Below are 22,593 nucleotides of genomic sequence, written 5' to 3'. Positions count from 1 at the left end.
AAAGTGTTGGCGCTTTATCCTGCAACTCAAAATATTTAAAGCACATATAAAGTTTGCCAGCATTATCATGCCGGGAAACTAATTCGACAATTCTTTGAAAAATACGCTTTTATTGGCAAATAAAATTTATCTATGTTGTTTATATTTTTATTTGCAATATCCGCATGAAATATAGAAGTGATAAATATATATGAGCGATATTATTTATTTAAAAATAGTCGGCGAACGTCAGGGGATGATATCCGAAGGCTGCGGCAGTGAACCCTCTGTCGGTAATCGTTACCAGACCGGACATGAAAATGAAATTTTTGTTTTTAGCCTGCAGGCGCTGGTCAGCAGTACTGTGGACGGCGTCAACCATCATGGGATTCGCTTTTGTAAGCCGATTGATAAAAGCTCGCCGCTGTTTGCCTAGGCAATAAATAACAATGAGCGTTGCTCTCTGGATTTTAGCTTTTATCGTATTAACCGCTGGGGAAGGTGGGAGAAGTATTATCATATTGAGGTTCGTGGAGCGGGTATTACAACATACTCAATGCATTCCCAAACAGAGGGGATACCTGAAGAACTTATCACAATACATTATGATTATATTCGCTCAAAACATCTGATAGCCAATACGGAATACAGTGTCCTGTTAACGCCAGAAAACTACAATCGACTTTTTCCGGCAACCCTTCCCGTGGTTGAACCACCTGATAACCCTGCAAAAAAACGAGAAATTGTCTTAACCATTGGCGTCTTCTTTGACGGTACGGGGAACAACCTGCTCAACACGAATTTACGGATGCAGAAATGCAATCCAGAAAACTATGGCCTTGATGCGCGGACGTTAACGGAGTTTAACCAGCGTTGTATAAAGAAAACGGGCTTTGACGGAACGGAAGCAGGTAGTTATCTGAATTATTATACGAATATTTACTGGTTGAATAAGTTGTATCATAAAGAACCAGAGCTTAAAGATGGGGTAAAGAATATTCAACGCGATATCTATATCGAAGGTATTGGCACCGAGAATAACAAAGCCGATTCTCTGTGGGGGATGGGGCTGGGAAATAACGATACCGGGGTTATCGCCAAAACCGATCGCGCGATGATCCAACTGCGCAGGGTACTGACGGAAGTGGTTGGCGCTCTTCGGGGCAAAGACATTACGATCGCAAGTTTGCAGTTTGATGTCTTTGGGTTCAGCCGCGGCGCCGCAGCCGCTCGCCACTTTACCAACCGCGTCTTTGAGCAAGATCCTGTGTTGGTCAGGACGATCACGACCGCTTTTCAGCCCGTTGAATACCAGGGGAAACCGGCAGGTGAGGTGCAATTTTTAGGCCTTTTCGACACCGTCACAGCCGTGGGGGGAATGCTGGACGGTCTTGACCCCCATGACGGTAATAATCTGGCGGTTAAAATAGGTTTACCGCCGGGGGTGGCAAAACAGGTTTTTCACCTGACGGCGATGCACGAGTGCCGTTATAACTTTTGCCTCAATAGCATCAAAGCGCAATGGCCTGAATTAAGCTTGCCGGGGGCTCATGCCGATATTGGCGGGGGATATAACCCGCAGGAAGAGGAATATCTTTTTTTGAGTCGGCCCGCTGTTGAAACTGTATTAGCCGACGTGCCGACAGAGGCGACCGGCGTCTACCAGAAGGCGGTCCAGCAGGCAGAAACTTTACCGTATTACTTTGCGCTGGCGCCCATGTTGCCGTCAGGCCTTATGAAGGTCGAGACCAATACGGATGAAAAGGTATCGCCGGATCACCTTGGTAATGCGAAAAAGCGCGTAGCCGCTGCGGTCACCTTCCAGCGAATTGTCAGCAATGACTGGTCTAAAGTTGCTCTTCGGGTAATGTATGAGGTCGCCAAAGAGGCTGGCGTTGTGTTTGATGCTATGCAGGAGAATAATGATTATTCCTGGCCGACGGAACTGGATGCGATATGCCAGAAAGCCTTATCACAAGCAAAAAATGTCTTTAATGGGGCCAATTCGCTTCAGTTTTCTTCAGATGAGTTGAACACTATCGGCAAGTATATTCACTGTTCGGCCAACTGGAATGCCGTTGATTATCATCTGAAAAATAATATTTCCTCTGCGGTCTCGTCTTCTGAGACATTTAGTTTTGTTAACCGGCCGGATGAAAACTGGACCCGGACCGTTTATGACATGGCAGGGAATTCTCAAAAATGACGCGTAATTTCAGGTTGTTACTGCTGGGCGGTTTGCTGGGACTGTCGGTTACCGCAACCAGTAAAGAGTTAACTTCGCTACTTGCTCCCTATGATGAGTGGTATTTCAATTTCCTTTATCCAAATGCGTTACCAGCAGATGTGACCTATGTGGAGTTGCTGGACACGGATGGAATACTGTATCGGTACAGGATGCTGGGAAGCACAAACGCCAGTTCAGCCAGTGTTGGAAAATGGAATGAAGAGGTGATGGGTATCCATTCAGATTTCAATAAGGCTAAAAATCCTCCCCAGGCTATGCATTTCTGTTGGGATTCGATAATCGATAAAAAAGTGTATGAGACGTGGATAACGTTTGGTTATCCGGTCTGGGAAATGATGCTGACCCCTTACCCGTCGCCATGGGATGCCAGCATACAGGAATACCACCGTTATCTGGTAATCGGTCTGGCGCCGGAAGGCAGGGTGCGAGTCTGGCTGGTAAATAATGGCAAGCCCAATACGCGATTAACGGAGGACAAAGATATCGTGGTTGAGACGGTATCCGGTGAAAAACTGGCGATGTGCAAGGGGGTAACCAGATTTAGCCGTGGATATAAATATATAAAAGAAACCGAAGATTTTATCAAAGATAAAAAATACCCTTACGGTAACTGGTAAGCGATGATGAAAATACAATCCGGCGTGACGACCATACTGATGTTGACGCTTTTGCTGTGCGCAGAAATACCCGTTCATGCGGCGGATAAAAAGCTGACCTCGCTACTTGCTCCCTATGATGAGTGGTATTTCAATTTTTTCTATCCAAATGCGTTGCCAGCAGATGTGACTTATGTGGAGTTGCTGGACACGGATGGAATACTGTATCGGTACAGAGCGCTGGATGGCACGATACCCAGCTCAACGACGGTTGCGGAATGGGAGGACGATCTTAGCGTTGGGATGGCGTCATTCAATAAGGCCAAAAATCCTCCCCAGGCTATGCATTTTTGCTGGGATTCGGTAATCGATAAAAAAGTGTATGAGACGTGGATAACGTTTGGTTATCCGGTCTGGGAAATGATGCTGACTCCTTACCCGTCGCCATGGGACGCTGGCGTACAGGAGTACCGCCGTTATCTGCTAATTGGTCTGGCACCGGAAGGCCGGGTACGAGTCTGGCTGGAGAACACTAAAAAGCCCAATACGCGATTAACGGAGGACAAAGATATCGTGGTCGAGACGGTATCCGGTGAAAAACTGGCGATGTGCAAGGGGGTAACCAGATTTAGCCGTGGATATAAATATATAAAAGAAACCGAAGATTTTATCAAAGATAAAAAATACCCTTACGGCAACTGGTAAGGGGAATGGGGCATCTGAAAAAACCGTCAGCCGCCACGCTGGCGGTTTTTTTATGCGCCAGGGTCTACACTGTTTAACGCTATTCGCCGTGACGTTTCATCTTTCAGGAGTTGTATGCCCACCCATTTAGTCTGGTTCAGGCGCGATCTGCGTTTACAGGATAACCTTGCGCTGGCCGCCGCCTGCCGCGATGCATCCGCGCGGGTGCTGGCGCTTTATATTTCCACCCCCGCGCAGTGGCAGGCCCATGATATGGCGCCGCGGCAGGCGGCATTCATCAGCGCGCAGCTCAATGCGCTACAGGCGGCCCTTGCAGAGAAAGGCATTCCTCTGCTGTTTCATGAAGTGGCGGATTTTAACGCCAGTATTGAAACGGTCAAAAACGTTTGCCGACAGCATGACGTCAGCCATCTGTTTTATAACTATCAGTATGAGTTTAACGAGCGTCAGCGTGATGCGGCGGTGGAAAAAACGCTGCCATCTATCATCTGCGAAGGCTTTGACGATAGCGTGATTCTGGCGCCCGGCGTGGTGATGACCGGCAATCATGAAATGTATAAAGTTTTTACGCCGTTTAAAAACGCTTGGTTGAAACGGCTAAAAGAGGATATTCCGCCATGCGTTCCGGCCCCGAAGATCCGGGTGAGCGGCGCGCTTTCTACACCCTTAACGCCAGTCTCGCTTAACTACCCGCAACAGGCGTTTGACGCCGCGCTTTTCCCGGTGGAAGAAAACGCGGTTATCGCGCAGCTACGTCAGTTTTGCGCGCAGGGCGCAGACGAGTATGAGTCACAGCGGGATTTCCCTGCGGTCGACGGCACCAGTCGGCTTTCCGCCAGCCTGGCGACGGGTGGCCTGTCGCCGCGACAGTGCCTGCACCGATTACTGGCGGAGCAGCCGCAGGCGCTGGACGGCGGACCGGGAAGCGTCTGGTTGAATGAACTCATCTGGCGGGAATTTTACCGTCATTTAATGACCTGGTATCCGGCATTATGCAAACACCAGCCGTTTATCCGCTGGACAAAACGCGTCGCGTGGCAGGAGAACCCGCACTATTTTCAGGCATGGCAGAAAGGCGAAACCGGTTATCCCATTGTCGATGCGGCGATGCGCCAGCTTAACGCGACGGGCTGGATGCATAACCGTTTACGCATGATTACCGCCAGCTTTCTGGTAAAAGATCTGTTGATTGACTGGCGGTTGGGGGAGCGCTATTTCATGTCGCAGCTTATTGACGGCGATCTTGCCGCCAATAATGGCGGCTGGCAGTGGGCCGCCTCAACCGGTACTGATGCCGCGCCTTATTTTCGTATTTTTAATCCCACGACCCAGGGGGAAAGGTTCGATCGCGACGGCGAATTTATCCGCCAGTGGCTACCGGCATTACGCGATATCCCTGGAAAAGCGATTCACGAGCCGTGGCGGTGGGCGGAAAAAGCGGGAGTCGTGCTTGATTATCCTCGGCCCATTGTTGAACACAAACAGGCGAGAATCGCGACGCTTTCCGCCTATGAGGCGGCGAGAAAAGGGGCGTGATACAGGCCCGGTAGCGCAAACTACCGGGCCTTCTGCTATCAGGATTCGACGGCCAGCGCGCGGCTTTTGAATTTGAAGGACTGATACAGCCAAATCAGCAGGACAACCCCTACGCAGGCTAACGCGCCCCAGGTGATCTGTTCAAAAACATCCACATAGGCGTTGATGGCGTAATTAACCGCGCCGCTGGCGTCGAAGGCGCTTTGCGAGGTCTGGTCAGCGATGACGCCTGCCAGATAGTTAGCTATCGCGCCGGACAGCAGCATATAAATTCCGGTTAATACGCCGGTGACGCCGGGGATATCAATGCGCGTAATTTGCGACATGGCGACCGGGTCGATAAACAGCTCGGCAAAGCCCATCACCGCCAGTCCCAGCACCATTAGCGGCATTGAAGAGTGTCCGTAAGCGGCGGACCAGCGTGCGCTCAGGGTCAGAATACAGAATCCGGCGCTCATCAGACCGAGACCCAGCGCGAATTTGCCCCAGATACGCACGGTGCGATTACCGCTTACGCTCTCTTTAACCAGCCAGGCCAGGACGACCCCACACAGCATCACGGCAAAGGCGTTCACCGACTGGAACATGGCGGTAGGAACGGAATAGCCCAGAATATCGCGGTTCACAAAGCGGTCGATATACAGGCTGATAGAACTGCCGCCCTGCTGGGCAAACGCCCAGAACAGCATACTGAACAGGGTCAGGGTGACAATCAGCCCCAGTTCTTTGCGTTGTTTGGCCGTTTGCGCCTGGCGATAAATTTTTGCCAGCACGATCAGGCCGATCGCGGTCGCCACGATTAAGGCATAGACAGACCATTCTTTCCAGAACAGAACGGTAATCAGCAACGGCGCCGCTACCAGCAGAATTAACAGCCAGCCCCAGTTCGGCAGCAGGTAGTTTCTGGCGCACAACACGGCTTTATTCACGCCGGTGGTGTGGGTGAAATGACGATTTCCACACAGGAAGATCACTAACCCCGCCAGCATACCAATGGCGGCGAGCGCAAAGCCCATCGCCCAACTGTACTCCTCTTGCACATAGCCGCAGGCGATAGGCGCCACGATCGAACCAATATTACCCGCTGCGTAAAGCAGCGAGAACCCGCCGTCGCGGCGCGGATCTTCAGGCTGGTACAGTTCGCCCAGCAGGCAGCTAATATTCGATTTAAACAGGCCGTAGCCGCAGACAATGATCGCCAGCGACAGATAAAGGAATGTCGGCGCGATCTCACTGGCGCCCAGCACTAAATGACCGATCGCCATTAAAAATGCGCCCAGCATGACTGCCATTCGGTTGCCAAGCACCTTATCCGCCAGATAGCCGCCAAGAATCGGCGTTACGTAGACCAGCGAACAATAAGCGCTGAATAACTCATAGGCGTGGTTATCGTCGTATTTTAGCTGATTGGTGAGATAAAGAATCAGTAGGGCGCGCATACCATAAAAGCTGAAGTACTCCCAAATTTGCAGGGCGACAACGTAGTAAATAGCGCGGGGTTGAGATGCTTGTTTATTCATCGTATTTCCGGGATAGAGACGCTGCGGCAAGAACGCGGCATTCTCAGATAATGCCTTTCTTTGTGGGCTTATTAAGCCTGCCGTATCGCCGTGTTTCCTTAAAGTTACCAACATGATACAGAACTGATTTTTTCTGCAATATGCGTTCTGATTGCATAAATATACATGAAACCGATCGTGTTTTGCTAAGTAATTTGCGCCAAACCCGGGGGTGATTGTTTCTTGATGTGTCAAACAAATGTTTATCGACGAACGGCTAACGGGAGGCTATGTTAACGGAGACTGAACCCGTAACGGGAAAGTAGAACGTGGGTTAAAGGGAGCGATGATGAAAAACACCGAGCTGGAACAACTGATTAACGACAAGCTGAACAGTGCGGCAATAAGCGATTATGCGCCGAATGGTTTACAGGTCGAAGGAAAAGAGACGGTACAGAAAATCGTTACCGGCGTGACCGCAAGTCAGGCGCTGCTCGATGAGGCGGTGCGTTTGCAGGCCGATGCGGTCATTGTTCATCATGGTTACTTCTGGAAAGGCGAGTCTCCGGTTATTCGCGGCATGAAACGCCGTCGCTTAAAAACGTTACTGGCAAATGATATTAACCTTTACGGTTGGCATCTGCCGCTGGATGCGCACCCTGAGCTGGGCAACAATGCGCAGTTGGCGGCGCTATTGGGCATTACCGTGAAAGGAGAAATTGAGCCGCTGGTGCCGTGGGGAGAGCTCTCAATGCCGGTGCCGGGGCTGGAACTGGCCTCATGGATTGAAGCGCGTCTGGGGCGTAAACCGCTATGGTGCGGCGATACCGGGCCAGAGAATGTGCAGCGTGTCGCCTGGTGTACCGGCGGCGGACAAAGTTTTATTGATAGCGCCGCCCGCTTCGGCGTGGATGCTTTTATTACCGGCGAGGTGTCTGAACAGACCATTCATTCCGCGCGCGAACAGGGGCTGCATTTTTATGCCGCCGGGCACCATGCCACTGAACGCGGCGGTATTCGCGCCCTGAGCGAATGGTTGAACGAAAACACGGCGTTGGATGTGACGTTTATTGATATCCCTAACCCGGCATAACTGAGAGGTAATAAAGTGCAGCGAGCGCGTTGTTATCTGTTAGGCGAAACGGCAGTCGTCCTGGAACTTGAACCGCCGATTACGCTGGCGAGCCAGAAACGCATCTGGCGTCTGACGCAGCGTCTGGTCGATATGCCGAACGTGGTGGAAGCCATTCCCGGGATGAACAATATCACCGTGATCTTGCGGGAACCGCAAACCCTGGCGCTGGATGCGATTGAGCGTCTGCAGCGCTGGTGGGAAGAGAGCGAGGCGCTGGAGCCGGACTCGCGTTCGATTGAGATCCCGGTGATCTATGGCGGCGCAGGCGGGCCGGATCTGGCGGCGGTGGCACGGCACAGCGGTTTGAGTGAAAAGCAGGTCGTGGAGCTACATGCCTCCGTTGAGTATGTCGTCTGGTTTTTAGGCTTTCAGCCTGGCTTTCCCTATCTTGGGAATTTACCAGAACCGCTCCATATGCCCAGACGCGCGGAGCCGCGCCTGCAGGTTCCGGCCGGTTCTGTCGGCATCGGCGGCGCGCAGACGGGGATTTATCCATTATCCACGCCGGGCGGCTGGCAGCTGATCGGCCTCACGCCGTTGAAGTTATTCGATCCGATGCGGGAGCTCCCGGTTCTGTTACGCCCTGGCGATAGCGTACGCTTTGTGCCGCAAAAGGAGGGAATATGCTGAATATTATTCGCGCGGGGATTTACACCTCCGTGCAGGATAGCGGGCGTCACGGCTTTCGTCAGTCGGGGCTGAGTCACTGCGGTGCGCTGGATAAACCCGCCTTTCAGACCGCTAATCTCCTGGTCGGGAACGATGCGAATGCCCCGGCGCTGGAAATCACTCTCGGTCAACTGGTTGTCGAATTTGAAAATGAGACCTGGTTCGCTCTTACCGGCGCAGGCTGCGAGGCGCAGTTGGATGATCAACCGGTCTGGACAGGCTGGCGATTGCTGGTAAAAGCGGGTCAACGTCTTACGCTGCATCGACCGCTTCACGGGATGCGTAGCTATCTGGCGGTAGCGGGTGGTATTGCTGTGCCGGAGGTGATGGGATCGTGTAGTACCGATCTGAAGTCCGGTATCGGTGGGCTGGAAGGACGGCTGCTAAAAGATGGCGATCGGCTGGCGACGGGTAAAGCATCGCGACAGTTTAGCGGGCCGCAGGGCGTGAAGCAGTTACTGTGGGGGAATCGCATCCGTGCGCTGCCGGGGCCGGAATACCGTGAATTCGATCGCGCCTCGCAAGAAGCGTTCTGGCGTTCGCCGTGGCAACTCAGTCCGCAAAGTAATCGCATGGGCTATCGTTTGCAGGGACAATCGTTAACGCGGACAACGGATCGCGAACTGCTGTCGCACGGTTTGCTGCCCGGTGTCGTACAGGTGCCTTACAACGGTCAACCTATTGTGCTAATGAATGATGCCCAGACAACTGGCGGCTATCCGCGCATTGCCTGCATCATCGAGGCAGATATGTACCATCTGGCGCAGATCCCGCTAGGGCAACCGATCCATTTTGTGCAATGTTCGCTGGAAGAGGCGCTCAACGCGCGACGCGAGCGTCAGCGCTATCTGGAACAGCTTACCTGGCGACTTCAGCATGAACATTGATTTAAATGCGGATTTGGGCGAAGGTTGCGCCAGCGACAGCGAATTATTAACGCTGGTCTCCTCCGCCAATATCGCCTGTGGTTTTCACGCCGGTGATGCGCAAACCATGCTGACCTGCGTGCGCGAGGCGCTGAAAAACGGCGTGGCGATCGGCGCGCATCCCAGCTTTCCGGATCGGGATAATTTTGGGCGGACGGCGATGGTTTTACCGCCGGAAACGGTATACGCCCAGACGCTGTACCAAATCGGCGCGCTGGGGGCGATTGTTCAGGCGCAAGGCGGCGTGATGCGCCATGTTAAACCGCACGGTATGCTCTATAACCAGGCGGCGAAAGATCCCCGTCTGGCACAGGCGATTGCGAAAGCGGTACACGACTATGATCCGTCACTGATACTGGTTGGACTGGCGGGAAGTGAGCTGATCCGGGCCGGTGAACGCTATCGCCTGGTGACGCGGCAGGAGGTGTTTGCCGATCGCGGCTATCAGGCCGACGGTAGCCTGGTGCCGCGCACGCAACCTGGCGCGCTGATTCACGACGAAGAGCAGGCGCTGGCGCAAACGCTGGATATGGTGCAAGCCGGGAGAGTGAAAAGTGTTACTGGTGTGTGGACGACTGTCACGGCGCAAACGGTGTGCATTCATGGCGACGGCGAGTATGCGCTTGCATTCGCACGCAGGCTACGCGCCGCGTTCAATGCGCGTAATATACACGTTATTGCCTGAGAGCCAGACGATTGAAGCTATTATATTACGGCTGCTAAAAATTATCGTGTTCTGTCCTCTTAATGTCAGGAAGAGGGATTTATTCAATACTATATAAATCCCTTTATAATATATTATTTTAAAAATAACCAAGTGATGCTGTAATAGCCAGTATGATGAGCTTATTGCTGTTAGCAGCAGAATTTTTGAAAATCACTATGATATTGTTAGCTATCGCCATCTAATCAAACCTCCGGGGCGGGTAAACTACCTGACTCTCTATTACCCCTTTCTGATTGATTTACCTCACGATAGCCTCATTTTTAGCATTTATATTCCTCGTCATGACAACTTATCAGGAGACTGAAGCCAGATTGATTCGCTGTTTCACTATCACGTCATGGATAGCGTGCCAGATTGTCAGCTATATGGATTTTAAGCTGTTTACGCATAGCAACTTTTTTAGCGAAAATTAAACTCATCTGATCAGTGATTTTTTAGTATATTACTCATTTTGTTATGATGGATTTGTTTTGTGAAAAGAAAATATCTTACGCAAGAAGAGATTGAAAAACTGCTGTCAGCGACCGACAGAATGCCCTTCCCGGAAAGAAACCGCTGCTTAATCCTGATGGCGTTTATTCACGGCTTCCGGGCCAGTGAGCTGCTGGGGCTGCGCTTGTCGGATATTGATCTTGCAGGAAGACAGCTTTATATCCGGCGCCTCAAAAATGGCTTTTCAACGTGTCACCCCCTCCTTCCCGATGAGTATAACGTACTGAAAAGCTGGCTCAGGGCCAGGAAGTATCTTGAGAAAGGGGCTGACGGAGACTGGCTGTTCCTGTCGCTGCGACGGCATCCGCTCAGCCGGCAACAATTTTTTTACATACTTCGTGAGGCAGGGCGGTTAGCCGAATTAACGATAGCGCCACATCCTCATATGCTGCGACATGCCTGCGGCTACGCCCTTGCTGATAAAGGGATTGATACACGGCTCATACAGGACTATCTGGGGCACAGGAATATCCAGCACACCGTAAGATACACCGCAAGTAACGCCGGGCGTTTTCATGGAATATGGCGAAAAAAACGTCGAGTATAACCGTACGTTCTGATTCAAAAAGTTAAATAAAGGATTTAATTCTTTGATATGATGATTAATCAGCATTAAATATTATTTAATACGTTTTTTTAACACTTAAAATTAACATTTTGTGCAGGCAGGACAAAAATGGATACAGCATAGTGCTGGTTGGACCAGGTAAATTTTCCCTTAGTTTTTTTATTGTTATATGGATAACTTCTTAATAAGCAAGAGATTACGATTGCATGACTCTTGTGTGGAAGGGGTAAATCTGAGAGGATGATGAAAGCGCGAAGCGGACTTAACTTTTTGAATCATATTGTTAAATCACAGAGAAGTCTGTTCAGGGAAAGCTGATTTACATAATAAATATATAAATCAATAGATTACTGTGTTTTTTATTTGTCATTTTGTACTCCGCACAGGGCAGAATTACCCTGCGGCAGGAGCATTTACTACCAGGGGGACTGACGGCCTGTGCAGCCGAAAAGCAGAACCGGACAGGGTGTCAGAGTGCTGTGTTTAGATAGGGCCAGACGTCATTTTTCATACAGACATGGAATGGCTCCCGGTCCACGAAAGGGTGCGGACATGTTGTTTCCACAACACGAAGCTGCCGTTGCTGGCGCAGTGCCGGGTCGGCAATGGCCAGAGGAGAACAATCTGATGACGCAAGAATATGCGGAAATGTCCACCGGAAGGGGGGGCACCAGTAAGTGTCGGTACAGTATGGGCGCGAAAATATTTTTGCTCCTGCTGTCGGTCTCCACCGTCGCAGCGTTGTTCAGCCTGTACCAGGTTCTGACGTACTGATATGCAGACGTTAACCAGAGTACTGCCGCCTCTCCGGCTGATTATGTTTTGTCAGTCAGGCGAAAATCCTGCGCAGTTTCCGGATACCGGTGGCCTTTGCGTGGAGGACTGCGTTCGTCTCAGGACACCAGAAGGGCTGCTGGATCGGTTGCGTCGGTGGCCCGGCGCGATGGTGATATCCGCCGGACGGCCATCAACTCAGCTTCTGCTGTGGCAACAGGTTTTTCAGCGTTATCCGCGGACAGTGGTTTTTTGCAGCAGTAACGCGTTTTTACCGGTTGACGTCAGCGTGGAAGGTTATTTCCGCCATCTGAGGTTGATTAAACGCGCTATGTCGGTAAGGGTTCTGGCCAGAATGGCTGAGCTTGCCATATGGTCATCACTACAGACATCGCCTTACGAGGAGGAGATGAAAAACGCGTTGAGCGTACCGGAGCTGGTGATGGAGATAAACAGCCGCACGCTGGTCAGGTTACTGTCAGAGCGTCTGCCAAAACAGGGACGGCGGGTGCTGGGATTACTGTTGTCAGGCTGTAGCCCGGAAATGACGGCCCGTATGCTGGGAACCGGCGTGAGGCAGGTCTGGCTCGCGGAGCAGACGCTGAAACAACGCTGGGATATCCCGACAGGAGTACCGCTATCTGATGCGGTAAGAATAAGGATACCGGACGTCGGCCCGGACATCAGTCAACAGAGTGCGTTGGTAAAAACTGGGGCCGGTAACGCACCGGATTTATGCTGACAGCATATTTACATCATGCCGCGCGGTATTCAGACCCGTTATGTTGCGTTCTGAATGAGTTATCTTCGCAAAATAAATATGGCAATCATCGTTGTCCGGAAATACCGCATAACGTGTGACATTAATGAATCTGTAATCAGTGCGAGGGTTTACGCGCTGTGGCGGTAGCGTGGAATTATCTGGATGCGTTGAGTAAATTTCACTTTACCCTACTGATATAAATGACAATGATTCTGGATAAACCATCTAATATTATCTGTGTCTGCGAACAGAGTGACAAAAATAATGCAACGTAAAAAGATACTAATTGTAGGTGCGGGCCTTTCAGGCGCAGTAATAGCACGCCAGTTAGCCGAGCAGGGACATGTAGTCAATATTATTGATCAACGTTCGCATATCGGTGGTAACGCTTATGATGCCCGAGATGAGCACACGGGTATTATGGTGCACGTTTATGGTCCTCATATTTTTCATACTGATAATGAAACTGTATGGAATTATGTAAATAAATACGCTGAGATGATGCCTTATATCAATAAGGTTAAGGCTACAGTAAATGGTCAGGTATTTTCTCTACCTATCAATCTTCATACCATCAATCAATTTTTTGGTGTCGCCTGCTCACCTGATGACGCCAGGAAATTACTGCTTCAAAAATGTGATAGCACCATTCTGGAACCACAAAATTTTGAGCAACAGGCCTTGCGTTTCATTGGCGAAGAGTTATATGAAGCTTTTTTTAAAGGTTATACCATTAAACAATGGGGGCTTCATCCTTCCGCGTTACCCGCTTCTGTATTGAAACGTATCCCTGTTCGCTTTAATTATAATGATAACTATTTCAATCATAAGTTTCAGGGAATACCAAAATTTGGTTATACACAAATGGTCAAGTCCATTGTCGAACACGAAAATATCGCTGTTGAACTATGTCGCTCCTTCACTCAGGAAATGCGGACAGATTATGATCATGTTTTTTTCAGTGGCGCGCTGGATGCCTTTTACTCCTGTCAATATGGCCGACTGGAATATCGTACATTAGACTTTAAAAAAATAATTTGCCAGAGTGATTATCAAGGATGCGCAGTAATGAATTATTGTTCAATAGATACTCCTTATACTCGGATTACTGAGCACAAATATTTTTCTCCGTGGGAGAGACATGAAGCTTCAATATGTTATCAAGAATATAGTCGGGAATGTGAAGCTGGTGATATACCCTACTATCCTGTTCGCAGGGCAGATAAAATGGATTTACTGAATAAATATCTGTCGCGGGCTAAAAAAGAAAAAAATATTACTTTCATTGGTCGTCTTGGCACTTATCGTTATCTCGATATGGACATCACGATAGCTGAAGCATTACAGACGGCGGACGTATACTTAACGTCGCTATATGAACAAAAAGAAATGCCAGCTTTTACAGTTACCGTTTGATGAAGTGTACAGCGCTAATCGTAACTTTTAACCGTCTTGAAAAATTAAAAAAAAGTGTGCGAGAGACTGTTAAGGCGGGTTTTTCCTCTATTGTTATCGTTAATAATGGCTCAAGCGACGGTACCAGGGAATGGCTTTCTTCATTAAGTGAACCTGGCATCACGATACTTAATCTTAAAGATAATCTTGGTGGTGCTGGCGGATTTAAAGTAGGTAGTCAATATATATGCTCATATAGTAATGCCGATTGGGTATTTTTCTATGATGATGATGCTTACCCGGAAATTAATATTTTAAAGCATTTCTCGTTATTAGATACCTCAAGATACCGTATATTTGCGTCGCGAGTTCAGGACACCTATGGACGGTCTTGTCGGATGAATTTGCCTTTCATCAGGGTTCCATCTACGGTGTTTGAGACTATTTATTATGTGATACGCCCAGAGAGGTTTTCTCCAGTAAGAACTCAGGTTACTGATGTTCAAACTGTGTCATTCGTTGGTATGATTATTGATCGAAAGGTATTGAATAACCATCTTAACGATATCCATGATGAACTTTTCCTTTATTATGATGATTTTTTCTTTGGTTATAAGCTAGTATTGTCCGGGCAGAAAATTCGTTACTCCCCAGAAATTAAATTTATTCATGATATCTCTATTCATGGAAGGTGTATCTGCCCCGAATGGAAAGTATATTATCTTTGTAGAAATTTGTTGCTGCTGAGAAAACTTTTACCCGTTCCCAGGATATTCAGTGTTCTTTCTATAGTATTACGCCTCTCTAAATATCTCGCCATATTACCATGGCAGCGTAAGAAATTTCATTATCTATATTTTATCTGGCAGGGAATACTTCATGGACTTAAAGGTATTAGCGGGAAATATCATTAGCAGGACGAAGAGATGAAAAGGTTATGTTATTTTGTAAATTCAGACTGGTACTTTGATTTACATTGGACAGAACGTGCGATAGCGGCAAGGGATGCGGGTTATGAAATTCATATCATAAGTCATTTTATTGGTGAAGAGATTATAAAAAAATTCAAAACGCTTGGTTTTATTTGTCACAATGTGTCTCTTGTTGCTCAGTCATTTAATATGTTTGTTTTTTTTAGAGCATTCCTTAACGCTCGGAAAATTATTAAAGAGATTAATCCTGACTTATTGCATTGTATTACGCTCAAACCTTGTCTGATTGGTGGGGTTAGCGCCAGGAGAAGTAATAGTCCAGTTGTTATCAGCTTTGTCGGACTTGGTCGAATCTTTTTATATAATACCGTGCCAATGAGAATATTGCGTGCGTTAACCGTTTTGGTTTACAAATACATTGCCGGTAATAAGCGTGGTGTTTTTGTTTTTGAACATGATAAAGATCGACGAAAAATATCGCGTTTAGTAGGTATTGATTATCATAAAACCATCGTTATCGAAGGTGCTGGAATTAACCCGGATATTTATAAATTCTCTATAGAGAAAAAACATGAGATACCGATAGTCCTTTTTGCAAGCCGAATGTTATGGAGTAAAGGTCTTGGCGATCTCATTGAAGCAAAAAAGATCCTCAGACAAAAAAATATTCATTTTGTTTTAAATGTTGCAGGTATATTGGCCGAGGACGATAAAGATGCTATCCCTTTGGAGCTCATTCATCACTGGCATAATGAAGGACTAATTAACTGGCTGGGACGCTCTTCGAATGTATATGAGCTTATTCAGAAATCGAATATCGTTGCATTACCATCTATTTATCCGGAAGGAGTACCACGGCTTTTATTAGAGGCATCATCTGTAGGACGTGCATGTATTGCTTATGATACCGGCGGATGTGATAGCTTGATTATTCATAACTATAATGGGTTGATCGTGAAAAGTAATTCAGCTCAGGAGTTAGCGGTAGAATTAGAGTATTTGTTAAAAAATCCACAGATTCGCTTAGAGATGGGGGCGAATGGAAGAAAACGTGTAAAGGAATTGTTTTCCAGCATATTAGTCATTAATAAGACATTGCAAATTTATAAAGACACTATTGGTTGCTAACACCATAAAGTGCTTATGAAGTGGGTCAGTGTTTAGATAAATAGTATGTAAATATTATAGAAAATAAATAAGTTATATTTTCATATCGTTAAAGAATAAGTTCTTCAGGTAAAGGTGACACGGAAACAATGAATGATTTGAAAGAAGCTCTGGCCAGGCACCAACTTTGGATTTCGCTAGGTTGGAATGATGTCCTGGGACGATACCGGCGATCGGTGTTAGGGCCTTTTTGGATAACGATTTCGATGGGGGTCACCATATCAGCAATGGGACCTCTTTACGGTTCGCTGTTCAGTTCTGGTTCCGAAAATTTTATCATGCATCTTACTTTAGGTATGATCTTTTGGGCCTTTCTATCAGCAACTATTAATGAGTCATGCGGAATATTTAATGAGTCCGCATCAATTATTAAACAATCTGACCTTCCGCTATATTTATATATATTACGTGTTTTCTATCGGCAGTTTATGATTATGTTGCATAATTTTATCATTATACCTTTCGTGATTTTTTTTACCAATACATCGGTAAATCTTGATATTCTCCTTTTTATACCTGCAATTATAATAACATCCATCTCATTAATTTCTACAGGTATGATTCTCGCCATTTTTTGCACAAGATATCGTGATATGGGACCGGTTGTTCAAAGTGTAGTAACGTTGTGTTTTTTTATAACTCCTATCATCTGGACATCGGAACAATTACCAAAGGGAAGAAAGGAATTTGTTGATTATAATATTTTTTATTACTTTATGGAGATGCTCAGGAAACCACTAATGGGAACTGTACCAGATGTAACTATATGGTTTTACACAATAATAACCTCTATTATTATGTTGATGGTCTCAACCTTAGTGTTGACTAAATATCGCTCAAGAATCGTATACTGGTTATAATTAATGAAAATCTCTTGCAAAAACGTTGGCGTAATACTCCCCATATTTAACTCCAGCCACCGTTCATTTAAAAAAACTTTTCTACAGGCTGCTTCAGGTGGACGAATTGGCTCATCGAATACCGGGATTATTGAAGTAGAGGCATTAAAAAAAATTGATTTTACGCTTACCGAAGGTAACCGTCTTGCGCTTATTGGACACAATGGTTCGGGCAAAACAACTCTTCTGAGAGTACTTGCAGGGGCCTATAAACCAACTTCAGGGAAGTATGAATGTATCGGTCGAGTCACCAGCCTCATTGATCCCATGATGGGAATGGATGGTGAGCTTACCGGCCTGGAAAATATAAAACTGAGAGGACTATTTCTCGGTCTGTCAAAAAATGAAATAAAAAATATTACAGAAGATGTCATCGAGTTCAGCGAGTTAGGTGATTTTATTAAAGTCCCCGTTAGAACGTATTCTAGTGGTATGGTTCTGAGGCTTGGTTTTTCTATTTCCACTGCAATCAATCCTGAAATTTTACTGATGGATGAATGGATGAGCGTGGGTGATAGTGATTTTAAAAGAAAAGCAGAGATGAGATTAAATAGCTTTATCTCTAAAGCGGGCATTATGGTAATGGCCACTCACGATGATGAACTGGCTAAATCTGTATGTAATAAGTTCATCAGGCTTGAGCACGGTGAGATAGTTAGCAAAGGCGGATTTTAATATTCTTATTGCAGTATTTATATCACTACGCGGTGAGTAATTTACTATTTTATAATAGCGTTACCCCGGATAATATAAATTTATAGGTTCGTTATGTATTTTTTACTTCAAAAAGTAATTTTACCAAACATTGATCTATGCACGGAAGAGCAGCTTTATTTCAGAACTCAGGGCGGGAAGTATAACTATACCTCACGTAACTTACTTGTTCCGCGTCATAAGGTTGCATGTTTTGATACTTTTTTTAATGCATTCTCAGTTAAGAAATGGAAAAAATATACAACCTTAACATCACTTTTTTTGCGGGTTAATATAATTGGTCGCGGAACTATAAACGTAAGGCACAAAGAGAATGGTGTCATTAGAGTATTAAAACAAATTGATTTTAAATCGTCATGCAATATTAGTGATGAGATTGAGATTGATATATCAAAAATAAATTTCGGATATATCTATGTGGAGTGGCAATCAGACGAAGACTCTGTTTTAAATGGATTTGAATTTCTGACTAAAGATCATGTTAGTAAATCATCTATGGCTTTAGTTATAACAACTTATAATAGAAAAGAAGCTGTTACTAAAACAATCAATAGAATTAATAAAACACTCTTAACCCAGAGCGAATTTAAAGATCGTTTTAAATTGATTGTCGTTAATAATGGCGAGGCGATTAATCACCCGTCAGGAAACGGCATTATGGTTATCAATAATGAAAACCTCGGTGGTTCAGGCGGGTTTATGAGAGGTTTGATAGAGGCAGGGAAAATCAACGATGTCAAACATGTCATATTTATGGATGACGACGGCTCATGTGAAATTGAATCGATTTGTCGAACTCATGCTTTTTTACTGATGGCTAAAGACAAAAATACAGTTGTTACTGGCTGTATGCTTTTTGAGGATAACCCGGCAATCATACATGAATCTGGTGCCATATGGCATAGAGATTTTTTACATTACCCGGATAAACATTATCTGGATGCTCGGGAAATAGATTCTTTAGATACTTTTGATAATGAAAGAAAAATAGGCTACGGTGGATGGTGGTTTTTTGCCTTTAATATTAACGCTATTGAATATTACTCATTTCCTTTCTTTGTTCGTGGTGATGACCTGCTATTTGGATATATGCATAAAAAACATAATATTGTCACACTTAATGGTGTGGCTTCGTGGCAAATGGATTTTGAAAGAAAAATATCGGTTCTAAATAGCTATTTGAACTTCAGGACTGTTGCTGTACCTGCATTAATTAGTAAAAGAAAGTTTGCTGCACTACTGTTAAGTGTTTTCTTTGTGAGGGAAGTCTTTCTTGCGAGTTTTTCATGCCGCTATGAACTTGCCAGAGCAATGATTATGTCATATAACGATTGTCTTTCTGGGCGGGAGTTTTGGGAAGATAATGTAGATCTTCTGGAGATAAGAAAAAGAATTAATGCAATAACTCATAATGAAAAATTCAATGTAGAAGGTATTGATATTGTTAATGGTTGTGTTGATTACCCATGTTCTGGTAAAGAAAAAGCCATCTACAAATTTTTTAGATGCATAACCCTTAATGGACACTTAATTCCAGCTTTCTTTTTAATTAAAAAACCAATCGTGGTTGATTATCGTCATTATCACCCTACTAAGTTTTCATTCCGGAGAATTACTATCTATCATTTAAATATAGAAAATGGCAAATTATTAAAACTTACCCACTCAAAAATGGAGTTTTTTAAAGTTATTATTAATGGTTTGTTTACGGCAGTCAAAAATTTTTATCGGTTTAAATCTGCAAAAAAAGAGATGAAAAATAGTTTGCCCTATCTTACCTCAAAGCTCTTTTGGTATAAAAAATTCAATAAAAAATCTGAAGATAAATATTAAACATGATGTAAGTGGTGTTGATGAGAATTATACCGATTTTTTAATTATATGACTATGATAATCTTAGGTATGGTTCTGTTGCTACACCTTATCTGGTGTCAGTCTAATAAAATATTATAATCCTTACCCAATGTCAGCATTCATTCATAGGGTGTTAATTTTTATATATACCGTAAAACGCGAAATCAGAATATGGAAAAGAGTCTTTTAGTTATTGTCCGACATAAACCTGGGCGTACTCGTCTATTAATGCGGGCCTTGCAATCCATTAATGACCAGACGTTCAAAAAAATAAATATCATCATTTTCTGCATGGAGGAAGAATTGAAATGTCACAATGTGGATGATTTTTATCTGAAAGAACTGTCAAATATATATAGTGTTATCTACGACGAAAACTTTATCTTTAATGCTATTAAGATGTCTGAATCTAATTATTTATGCTTTATGGATGATGACGATTCCTGGGCCCCTGAATATGTGTCAAGGCTACTCAGTGTTTTGGCGAATATACAGTCAATGTATTCATCTGTAAATGCAATAGCATGCCATACAAATAAAGTTGCTGAGATTGCGGAAAATAATAGAATAATTATAAATTCAACGCAACCATGGAACCACTATTTAAATGCTGGCCCTGTTAGTTTTGATGTTATTTATTACAGGAATTCTATTCCACTTTCCTCGTGTTTATTCGATAAAAATTCTGTTATCGATGTGATTGAAAGTCATAAATTATCCTCTCCTGCATTTTTCTGGCCTTTTTTTATTCATTACCTGGCAGAAAATGATGTTTGGATCTTACCTGAAGCACTGGCATTTTATCATTTCAGAGAAAATGATGACTTTGAATTTGGCAATTATACCGTAATTAACAATGAGTTATTTGATATAGAATGCAAAATTGCAGAAAATAAAATGATGAGAAGTATTGATGACTCATCATTGCTCAATGTGTTACTTTCAAATATTGCTAACAATAGTCTTTTTCATAAAATTTCTTATATTGAAAATAAGATTAAATAAAATATGGATATGAACTTTAAAAAATACAAGACCGTAAGCTTTGATATCTTTGATACATTGGTTAGCCGGAGGATTTACCGTCCCAGAGATTTGTTTTCATTAATGCAATCAACTTTAGCAACTGAGAACTTTTTTATATCAGCGTACGAGATTGGTATTATTGATAATTTCCCAGAGATAAGAGTTCAGGCGGAAGTAAGTGCCAGAGAGAATAGGGTCAGGCGTTTTGGCGGCGAGCCGGAAATACTTATATCTGAAATATACGATGAAATTTTAAAAAAGCATCCGCAGCTTTCACCAGCGACAGTAAAAAAGATAATCGATCTGGAAATACAAATGGAGAAGATTGTTTTATATAAAAATGCGCGTGGAAGCTGTTTGTTTGAAAAGGCTATTAGTGATGGTTGTAAAGTCATTTTAATTAGTGATATGTACCTTCCATCAGCAATATTAAAGGAGTTGTTAACATCATGTGGCTATGATATCAGTAACATTCCAGTTTACTCATCTGGCGAAGAGCGGTACTCTAAAAATAGTGGTAAATTATTTTCAATAGTCAAGAAAAATGAAAATGTAGATATTGCATCATGGATGCATGTTGGCGACAATGTTCATGCTGATATTCTGAATGCTAAAAAACTCGGCATAAATACTCTCCATGCTGATTGGTCAGAGTATAATCATGGGGTATCTAATCATTGGAAAACTAAAGATATTATTGGTGAATCTATTTGTAAGACTTTATTACTTAAACAAGTTTCTGCTTTCCATCAAAATGATCCTTTAAACGAGATAGGATTTAAAGTATTTGGTCCGTTATTATTAGGTTATGTATCCTGGTTAGCGAATCAGTTAAAGATTCATAAAATTGATAAAGCGCTTTTTTTAGCACGCGATGCTCACTTAATCTATAAAATTTATAATGAATACTTTTCAGAAGAACATGTAAAATGTGAATATTTATATATATCCCGCGCATCAGCTTATATGGTGGGGATGACTGATTGGCCGATGCACAGGATTTGGCATCTTTTTGGTGGTAAGAATAAGAAAAGTATTAAAAAGATACTTGCTATCGCGGGGTTAGATGCGAGTGAGCATATTTCAGATATACATCATGTTGGCTTTCCTGACGAGGAATATATTCCTGTTTCAGGAGAGGAACATAAGGTTCACTGGCTTATAAATAAATTATTTCCATATATTTTATTAAAAAATACTCAGCACAGGGAAGTTTACGCTGATTACTTTAAAACGGCCTGTGAAGGTTATAAAAATATAGCACTTATCGATGTAGGGTGGATGGGTAATATTCAATCAGTATTTGCTCGTTCTTTAGGTGCGCAATGGGCAGAAAAACAAATACATGGGTTTTATTTGGCAACTTTTGTTGGCGCCAATGATAACCGATCTATTTATAATAAGATGTTTGGTTGGCTAACTAACTATGGCCATCCCCACGATAAGTGTGATCTTTTCTTATCAGGAGGGGTGGAAATAATGGAGTTTGCTATGGCTGACAATACCGGGTCAACAATTGGTTATAAAAAAACGGATAATGGAATAATTCCTGTACGTGAGGATAGCAGTGGTTCTGAAATTGAGTATTTAAAAAAAGCGGCAAGATTGCAATCAGGGATTATTTCTTTTTTTGAGTACGTCAAACCGCTCATACAAAAAGAAAATTATGCAGCACTTAGTAGTGTTGTATTGTCAGAACCTTTTTTTGAATTGATAGCCAGACCCTCAAGCGCTCAACTGGACGCCTTATCTTCCCTCACACATTCAGAGTCCGCGGGATCTAACGCAGAAAGAATCGTGCTAGCCAAAAAACTGCCTTTAAAGGATAAACTTTTTCCCGGAGAAAAGTATATCAAAGAGTTGAATGCCAGTTATTGGAAAGAAGGCTTTAAAAGGATCAACAGAAAAAAATTTTGGGCAAAATATAACTAAGCGTCATTTAATTCCAGTAGGCAGACAATCATTATTGGGCGCTTGCCCGACAAGGGC

General features: G+C 44.5%; 20 protein-coding genes and 1 pseudogene. 20 read left to right on the top strand and 1 reads right to left on the bottom strand.

Annotation, left to right across the window (positions count from 1 at the left end):
• The first annotated feature begins 190 nt into the window (after positions 1–190).
• From tssD to phrB, 4 genes and pseudogenes are all read left to right on the top strand, one after another.
• Positions 191–2,185 (top strand): annotated as a pseudogene (gene tssD, locus ACLJRH_RS04340) (type VI secretion system tube protein TssD).
• The gene (locus ACLJRH_RS04335; protein ID WP_023136716.1) at positions 2,182–2,844 is read left to right on the top strand and encodes a DUF2931 family protein; all 663 of its coding nucleotides are present in this window, start codon (positions 2,182–2,184) and stop codon (positions 2,842–2,844) included. The pseudogene tssD and the gene ACLJRH_RS04335 overlap by 4 nt, the downstream one beginning before the upstream one ends.
• 3 nt (positions 2,845–2,847) lie before the next feature.
• Positions 2,848–3,528 carry a DUF2931 family protein gene (locus tag ACLJRH_RS04330; protein ID WP_031307558.1) on the top strand — a complete coding sequence of 227 codons (681 nt, stop codon included), beginning with the start codon at positions 2,848–2,850 and terminating at the stop codon, positions 3,526–3,528.
• A gap of 114 nt (positions 3,529–3,642) precedes the next feature.
• On the top strand, positions 3,643–5,064 hold the full coding sequence (gene phrB / locus ACLJRH_RS04325; RefSeq protein WP_023136714.1) for a deoxyribodipyrimidine photo-lyase: 1,422 nt from the start codon (positions 3,643–3,645) through the stop codon (positions 5,062–5,064).
• Between the two features lie 38 nt (positions 5,065–5,102).
• Here phrB and ACLJRH_RS04320 read toward each other — a convergent pair whose 3' ends face one another.
• Complete coding sequence (locus ACLJRH_RS04320; protein WP_023136713.1) at positions 5,103–6,584, bottom strand: MFS transporter; 1,482 nt, start codon at positions 6,582–6,584, stop codon at positions 5,103–5,105.
• Between the two features lie 328 nt (positions 6,585–6,912).
• Between ACLJRH_RS04320 and ybgI the strand changes: the two genes are divergently transcribed.
• From ybgI to ACLJRH_RS04240, 16 genes are all read left to right on the top strand, one after another.
• Positions 6,913–7,656, top strand: coding sequence for a radiation resistance protein YbgI (gene ybgI / locus ACLJRH_RS04315; RefSeq protein ID WP_000798844.1), 744 nt, complete (start codon positions 6,913–6,915; stop codon positions 7,654–7,656).
• A 15-nt stretch (positions 7,657–7,671) separates the two neighbouring features.
• The gene (gene pxpB / locus ACLJRH_RS04310) at positions 7,672–8,328 is read left to right on the top strand and encodes a 5-oxoprolinase subunit PxpB (protein WP_001188366.1); all 657 of its coding nucleotides are present in this window, start codon (positions 7,672–7,674) and stop codon (positions 8,326–8,328) included.
• Complete coding sequence (pxpC, locus tag ACLJRH_RS04305; protein WP_000932036.1) at positions 8,322–9,254, top strand: 5-oxoprolinase subunit PxpC; 933 nt, start codon at positions 8,322–8,324, stop codon at positions 9,252–9,254. Before pxpB ends, pxpC begins: the two co-directional genes overlap by 7 nt.
• Complete coding sequence (pxpA, locus tag ACLJRH_RS04300) at positions 9,244–9,978, top strand: 5-oxoprolinase subunit PxpA (RefSeq protein WP_001017913.1); 735 nt, start codon at positions 9,244–9,246, stop codon at positions 9,976–9,978. The genes pxpC and pxpA overlap by 11 nt, the downstream gene beginning before the upstream one ends.
• A gap of 323 nt (positions 9,979–10,301) precedes the next feature.
• Positions 10,302–10,433 (top strand): hypothetical protein, encoded by a 132-nt coding sequence (locus ACLJRH_RS04295; RefSeq protein ID WP_001528846.1) that lies wholly within the window; start codon positions 10,302–10,304, stop codon positions 10,431–10,433.
• A gap of 59 nt (positions 10,434–10,492) precedes the next feature.
• On the top strand, positions 10,493–11,059 hold the full coding sequence (locus tag ACLJRH_RS04290) for a tyrosine-type DNA invertase (protein WP_000824704.1): 567 nt from the start codon (positions 10,493–10,495) through the stop codon (positions 11,057–11,059).
• Between the two features lie 459 nt (positions 11,060–11,518).
• A complete protein-coding gene (locus ACLJRH_RS04285) occupies positions 11,519–11,854 on the top strand; it encodes a hypothetical protein (protein WP_077906418.1) in 336 nt (111 codons plus the stop codon).
• 1 nt (position 11,855) lies between these two features.
• Positions 11,856–12,596 (top strand): hypothetical protein, encoded by a 741-nt coding sequence (locus ACLJRH_RS04280; protein WP_001194235.1) that lies wholly within the window; start codon positions 11,856–11,858, stop codon positions 12,594–12,596.
• A 285-nt stretch (positions 12,597–12,881) separates the two neighbouring features.
• Positions 12,882–14,033, top strand: a complete 1,152-nt coding sequence (gene glf, locus ACLJRH_RS04275) for a UDP-galactopyranose mutase (RefSeq protein WP_001531005.1) — start codon at positions 12,882–12,884, stop codon at positions 14,031–14,033.
• On the top strand, positions 14,030–14,926 hold the full coding sequence (locus ACLJRH_RS04270) for a glycosyltransferase (protein ID WP_162493579.1): 897 nt from the start codon (positions 14,030–14,032) through the stop codon (positions 14,924–14,926). Before glf ends, ACLJRH_RS04270 begins: the two co-directional genes overlap by 4 nt.
• Positions 14,927–14,938: 12 nt before the next feature.
• A complete protein-coding gene (locus tag ACLJRH_RS04265; RefSeq protein WP_023136711.1) occupies positions 14,939–16,072 on the top strand; it encodes a glycosyltransferase family 4 protein in 1,134 nt (377 codons plus the stop codon).
• A gap of 128 nt (positions 16,073–16,200) precedes the next feature.
• On the top strand, positions 16,201–16,971 hold the full coding sequence (locus ACLJRH_RS04260; RefSeq protein ID WP_000998822.1) for an ABC transporter permease: 771 nt from the start codon (positions 16,201–16,203) through the stop codon (positions 16,969–16,971).
• 3 nt (positions 16,972–16,974) lie between these two features.
• Positions 16,975–17,685 (top strand): ABC transporter ATP-binding protein, encoded by a 711-nt coding sequence (locus tag ACLJRH_RS04255; protein ID WP_001528845.1) that lies wholly within the window; start codon positions 16,975–16,977, stop codon positions 17,683–17,685.
• 93 nt (positions 17,686–17,778) lie between these two features.
• Positions 17,779–19,557 (top strand): glycosyltransferase, encoded by a 1,779-nt coding sequence (locus ACLJRH_RS04250; RefSeq protein WP_001528777.1) that lies wholly within the window; start codon positions 17,779–17,781, stop codon positions 19,555–19,557.
• A 192-nt stretch (positions 19,558–19,749) separates the two neighbouring features.
• Positions 19,750–20,583 (top strand): glycosyltransferase family A protein, encoded by an 834-nt coding sequence (locus tag ACLJRH_RS04245; RefSeq protein WP_023136709.1) that lies wholly within the window; start codon positions 19,750–19,752, stop codon positions 20,581–20,583.
• Between the two features lie 57 nt (positions 20,584–20,640).
• Positions 20,641–22,536 (top strand): HAD family hydrolase, encoded by a 1,896-nt coding sequence (locus tag ACLJRH_RS04240; protein ID WP_060635099.1) that lies wholly within the window; start codon positions 20,641–20,643, stop codon positions 22,534–22,536.
• Positions 22,537–22,593 lie beyond the last annotated feature (57 nt).

The organism is Salmonella sp. SAL04162, assembly GCF_046551535.1.
Taxonomy (GTDB): domain Bacteria; phylum Pseudomonadota; class Gammaproteobacteria; order Enterobacterales; family Enterobacteriaceae; genus Salmonella; species Salmonella enterica.
Note: the sequence above shows the minus strand (reverse complement) of the source record. Positions and strands in the feature narration are given on the sequence as shown.

Bases quoted from the DNA above. Each gene is read 5' to 3' on its own strand.
- ACLJRH_RS04245 (WP_023136709.1), top strand. From the start codon at position 19,750: ATGGAAAAGAGTCTTTTAGTTATTGTCCGACATAAACCTGGGCGTACT.
- ybgI (WP_000798844.1), top strand. From the start codon at position 6,913: ATGAAAAACACCGAGCTGGAACAACTGATTAACGACAAGCTGAACAGT.
- pxpC (WP_000932036.1), top strand. From the start codon at position 8,322: ATGCTGAATATTATTCGCGCGGGGATTTACACCTCCGTGCAGGATAGC.
- ACLJRH_RS04295 (WP_001528846.1), top strand. From the start codon at position 10,302: ATGACAACTTATCAGGAGACTGAAGCCAGATTGATTCGCTGTTTCACT.
- phrB (WP_023136714.1), top strand. From the start codon at position 3,643: ATGCCCACCCATTTAGTCTGGTTCAGGCGCGATCTGCGTTTACAGGAT.
- ACLJRH_RS04280 (WP_001194235.1), top strand. From the start codon at position 11,856: ATGCAGACGTTAACCAGAGTACTGCCGCCTCTCCGGCTGATTATGTTT.
- pxpA (WP_001017913.1), top strand. From the start codon at position 9,244: ATGAACATTGATTTAAATGCGGATTTGGGCGAAGGTTGCGCCAGCGAC.
- ACLJRH_RS04320 (WP_023136713.1), bottom strand. From the start codon at position 6,584: ATGAATAAACAAGCATCTCAACCCCGCGCTATTTACTACGTTGTCGCC.
- ACLJRH_RS04330 (WP_031307558.1), top strand. From the start codon at position 2,848: ATGATGAAAATACAATCCGGCGTGACGACCATACTGATGTTGACGCTT.
- ACLJRH_RS04250 (WP_001528777.1), top strand. From the start codon at position 17,779: ATGTATTTTTTACTTCAAAAAGTAATTTTACCAAACATTGATCTATGC.
- glf (WP_001531005.1), top strand. From the start codon at position 12,882: ATGCAACGTAAAAAGATACTAATTGTAGGTGCGGGCCTTTCAGGCGCA.
- ACLJRH_RS04260 (WP_000998822.1), top strand. From the start codon at position 16,201: ATGAATGATTTGAAAGAAGCTCTGGCCAGGCACCAACTTTGGATTTCG.
- ACLJRH_RS04265 (WP_023136711.1), top strand. From the start codon at position 14,939: ATGAAAAGGTTATGTTATTTTGTAAATTCAGACTGGTACTTTGATTTA.
- ACLJRH_RS04255 (WP_001528845.1), top strand. From the start codon at position 16,975: ATGAAAATCTCTTGCAAAAACGTTGGCGTAATACTCCCCATATTTAAC.
- ACLJRH_RS04335 (WP_023136716.1), top strand. From the start codon at position 2,182: ATGACGCGTAATTTCAGGTTGTTACTGCTGGGCGGTTTGCTGGGACTG.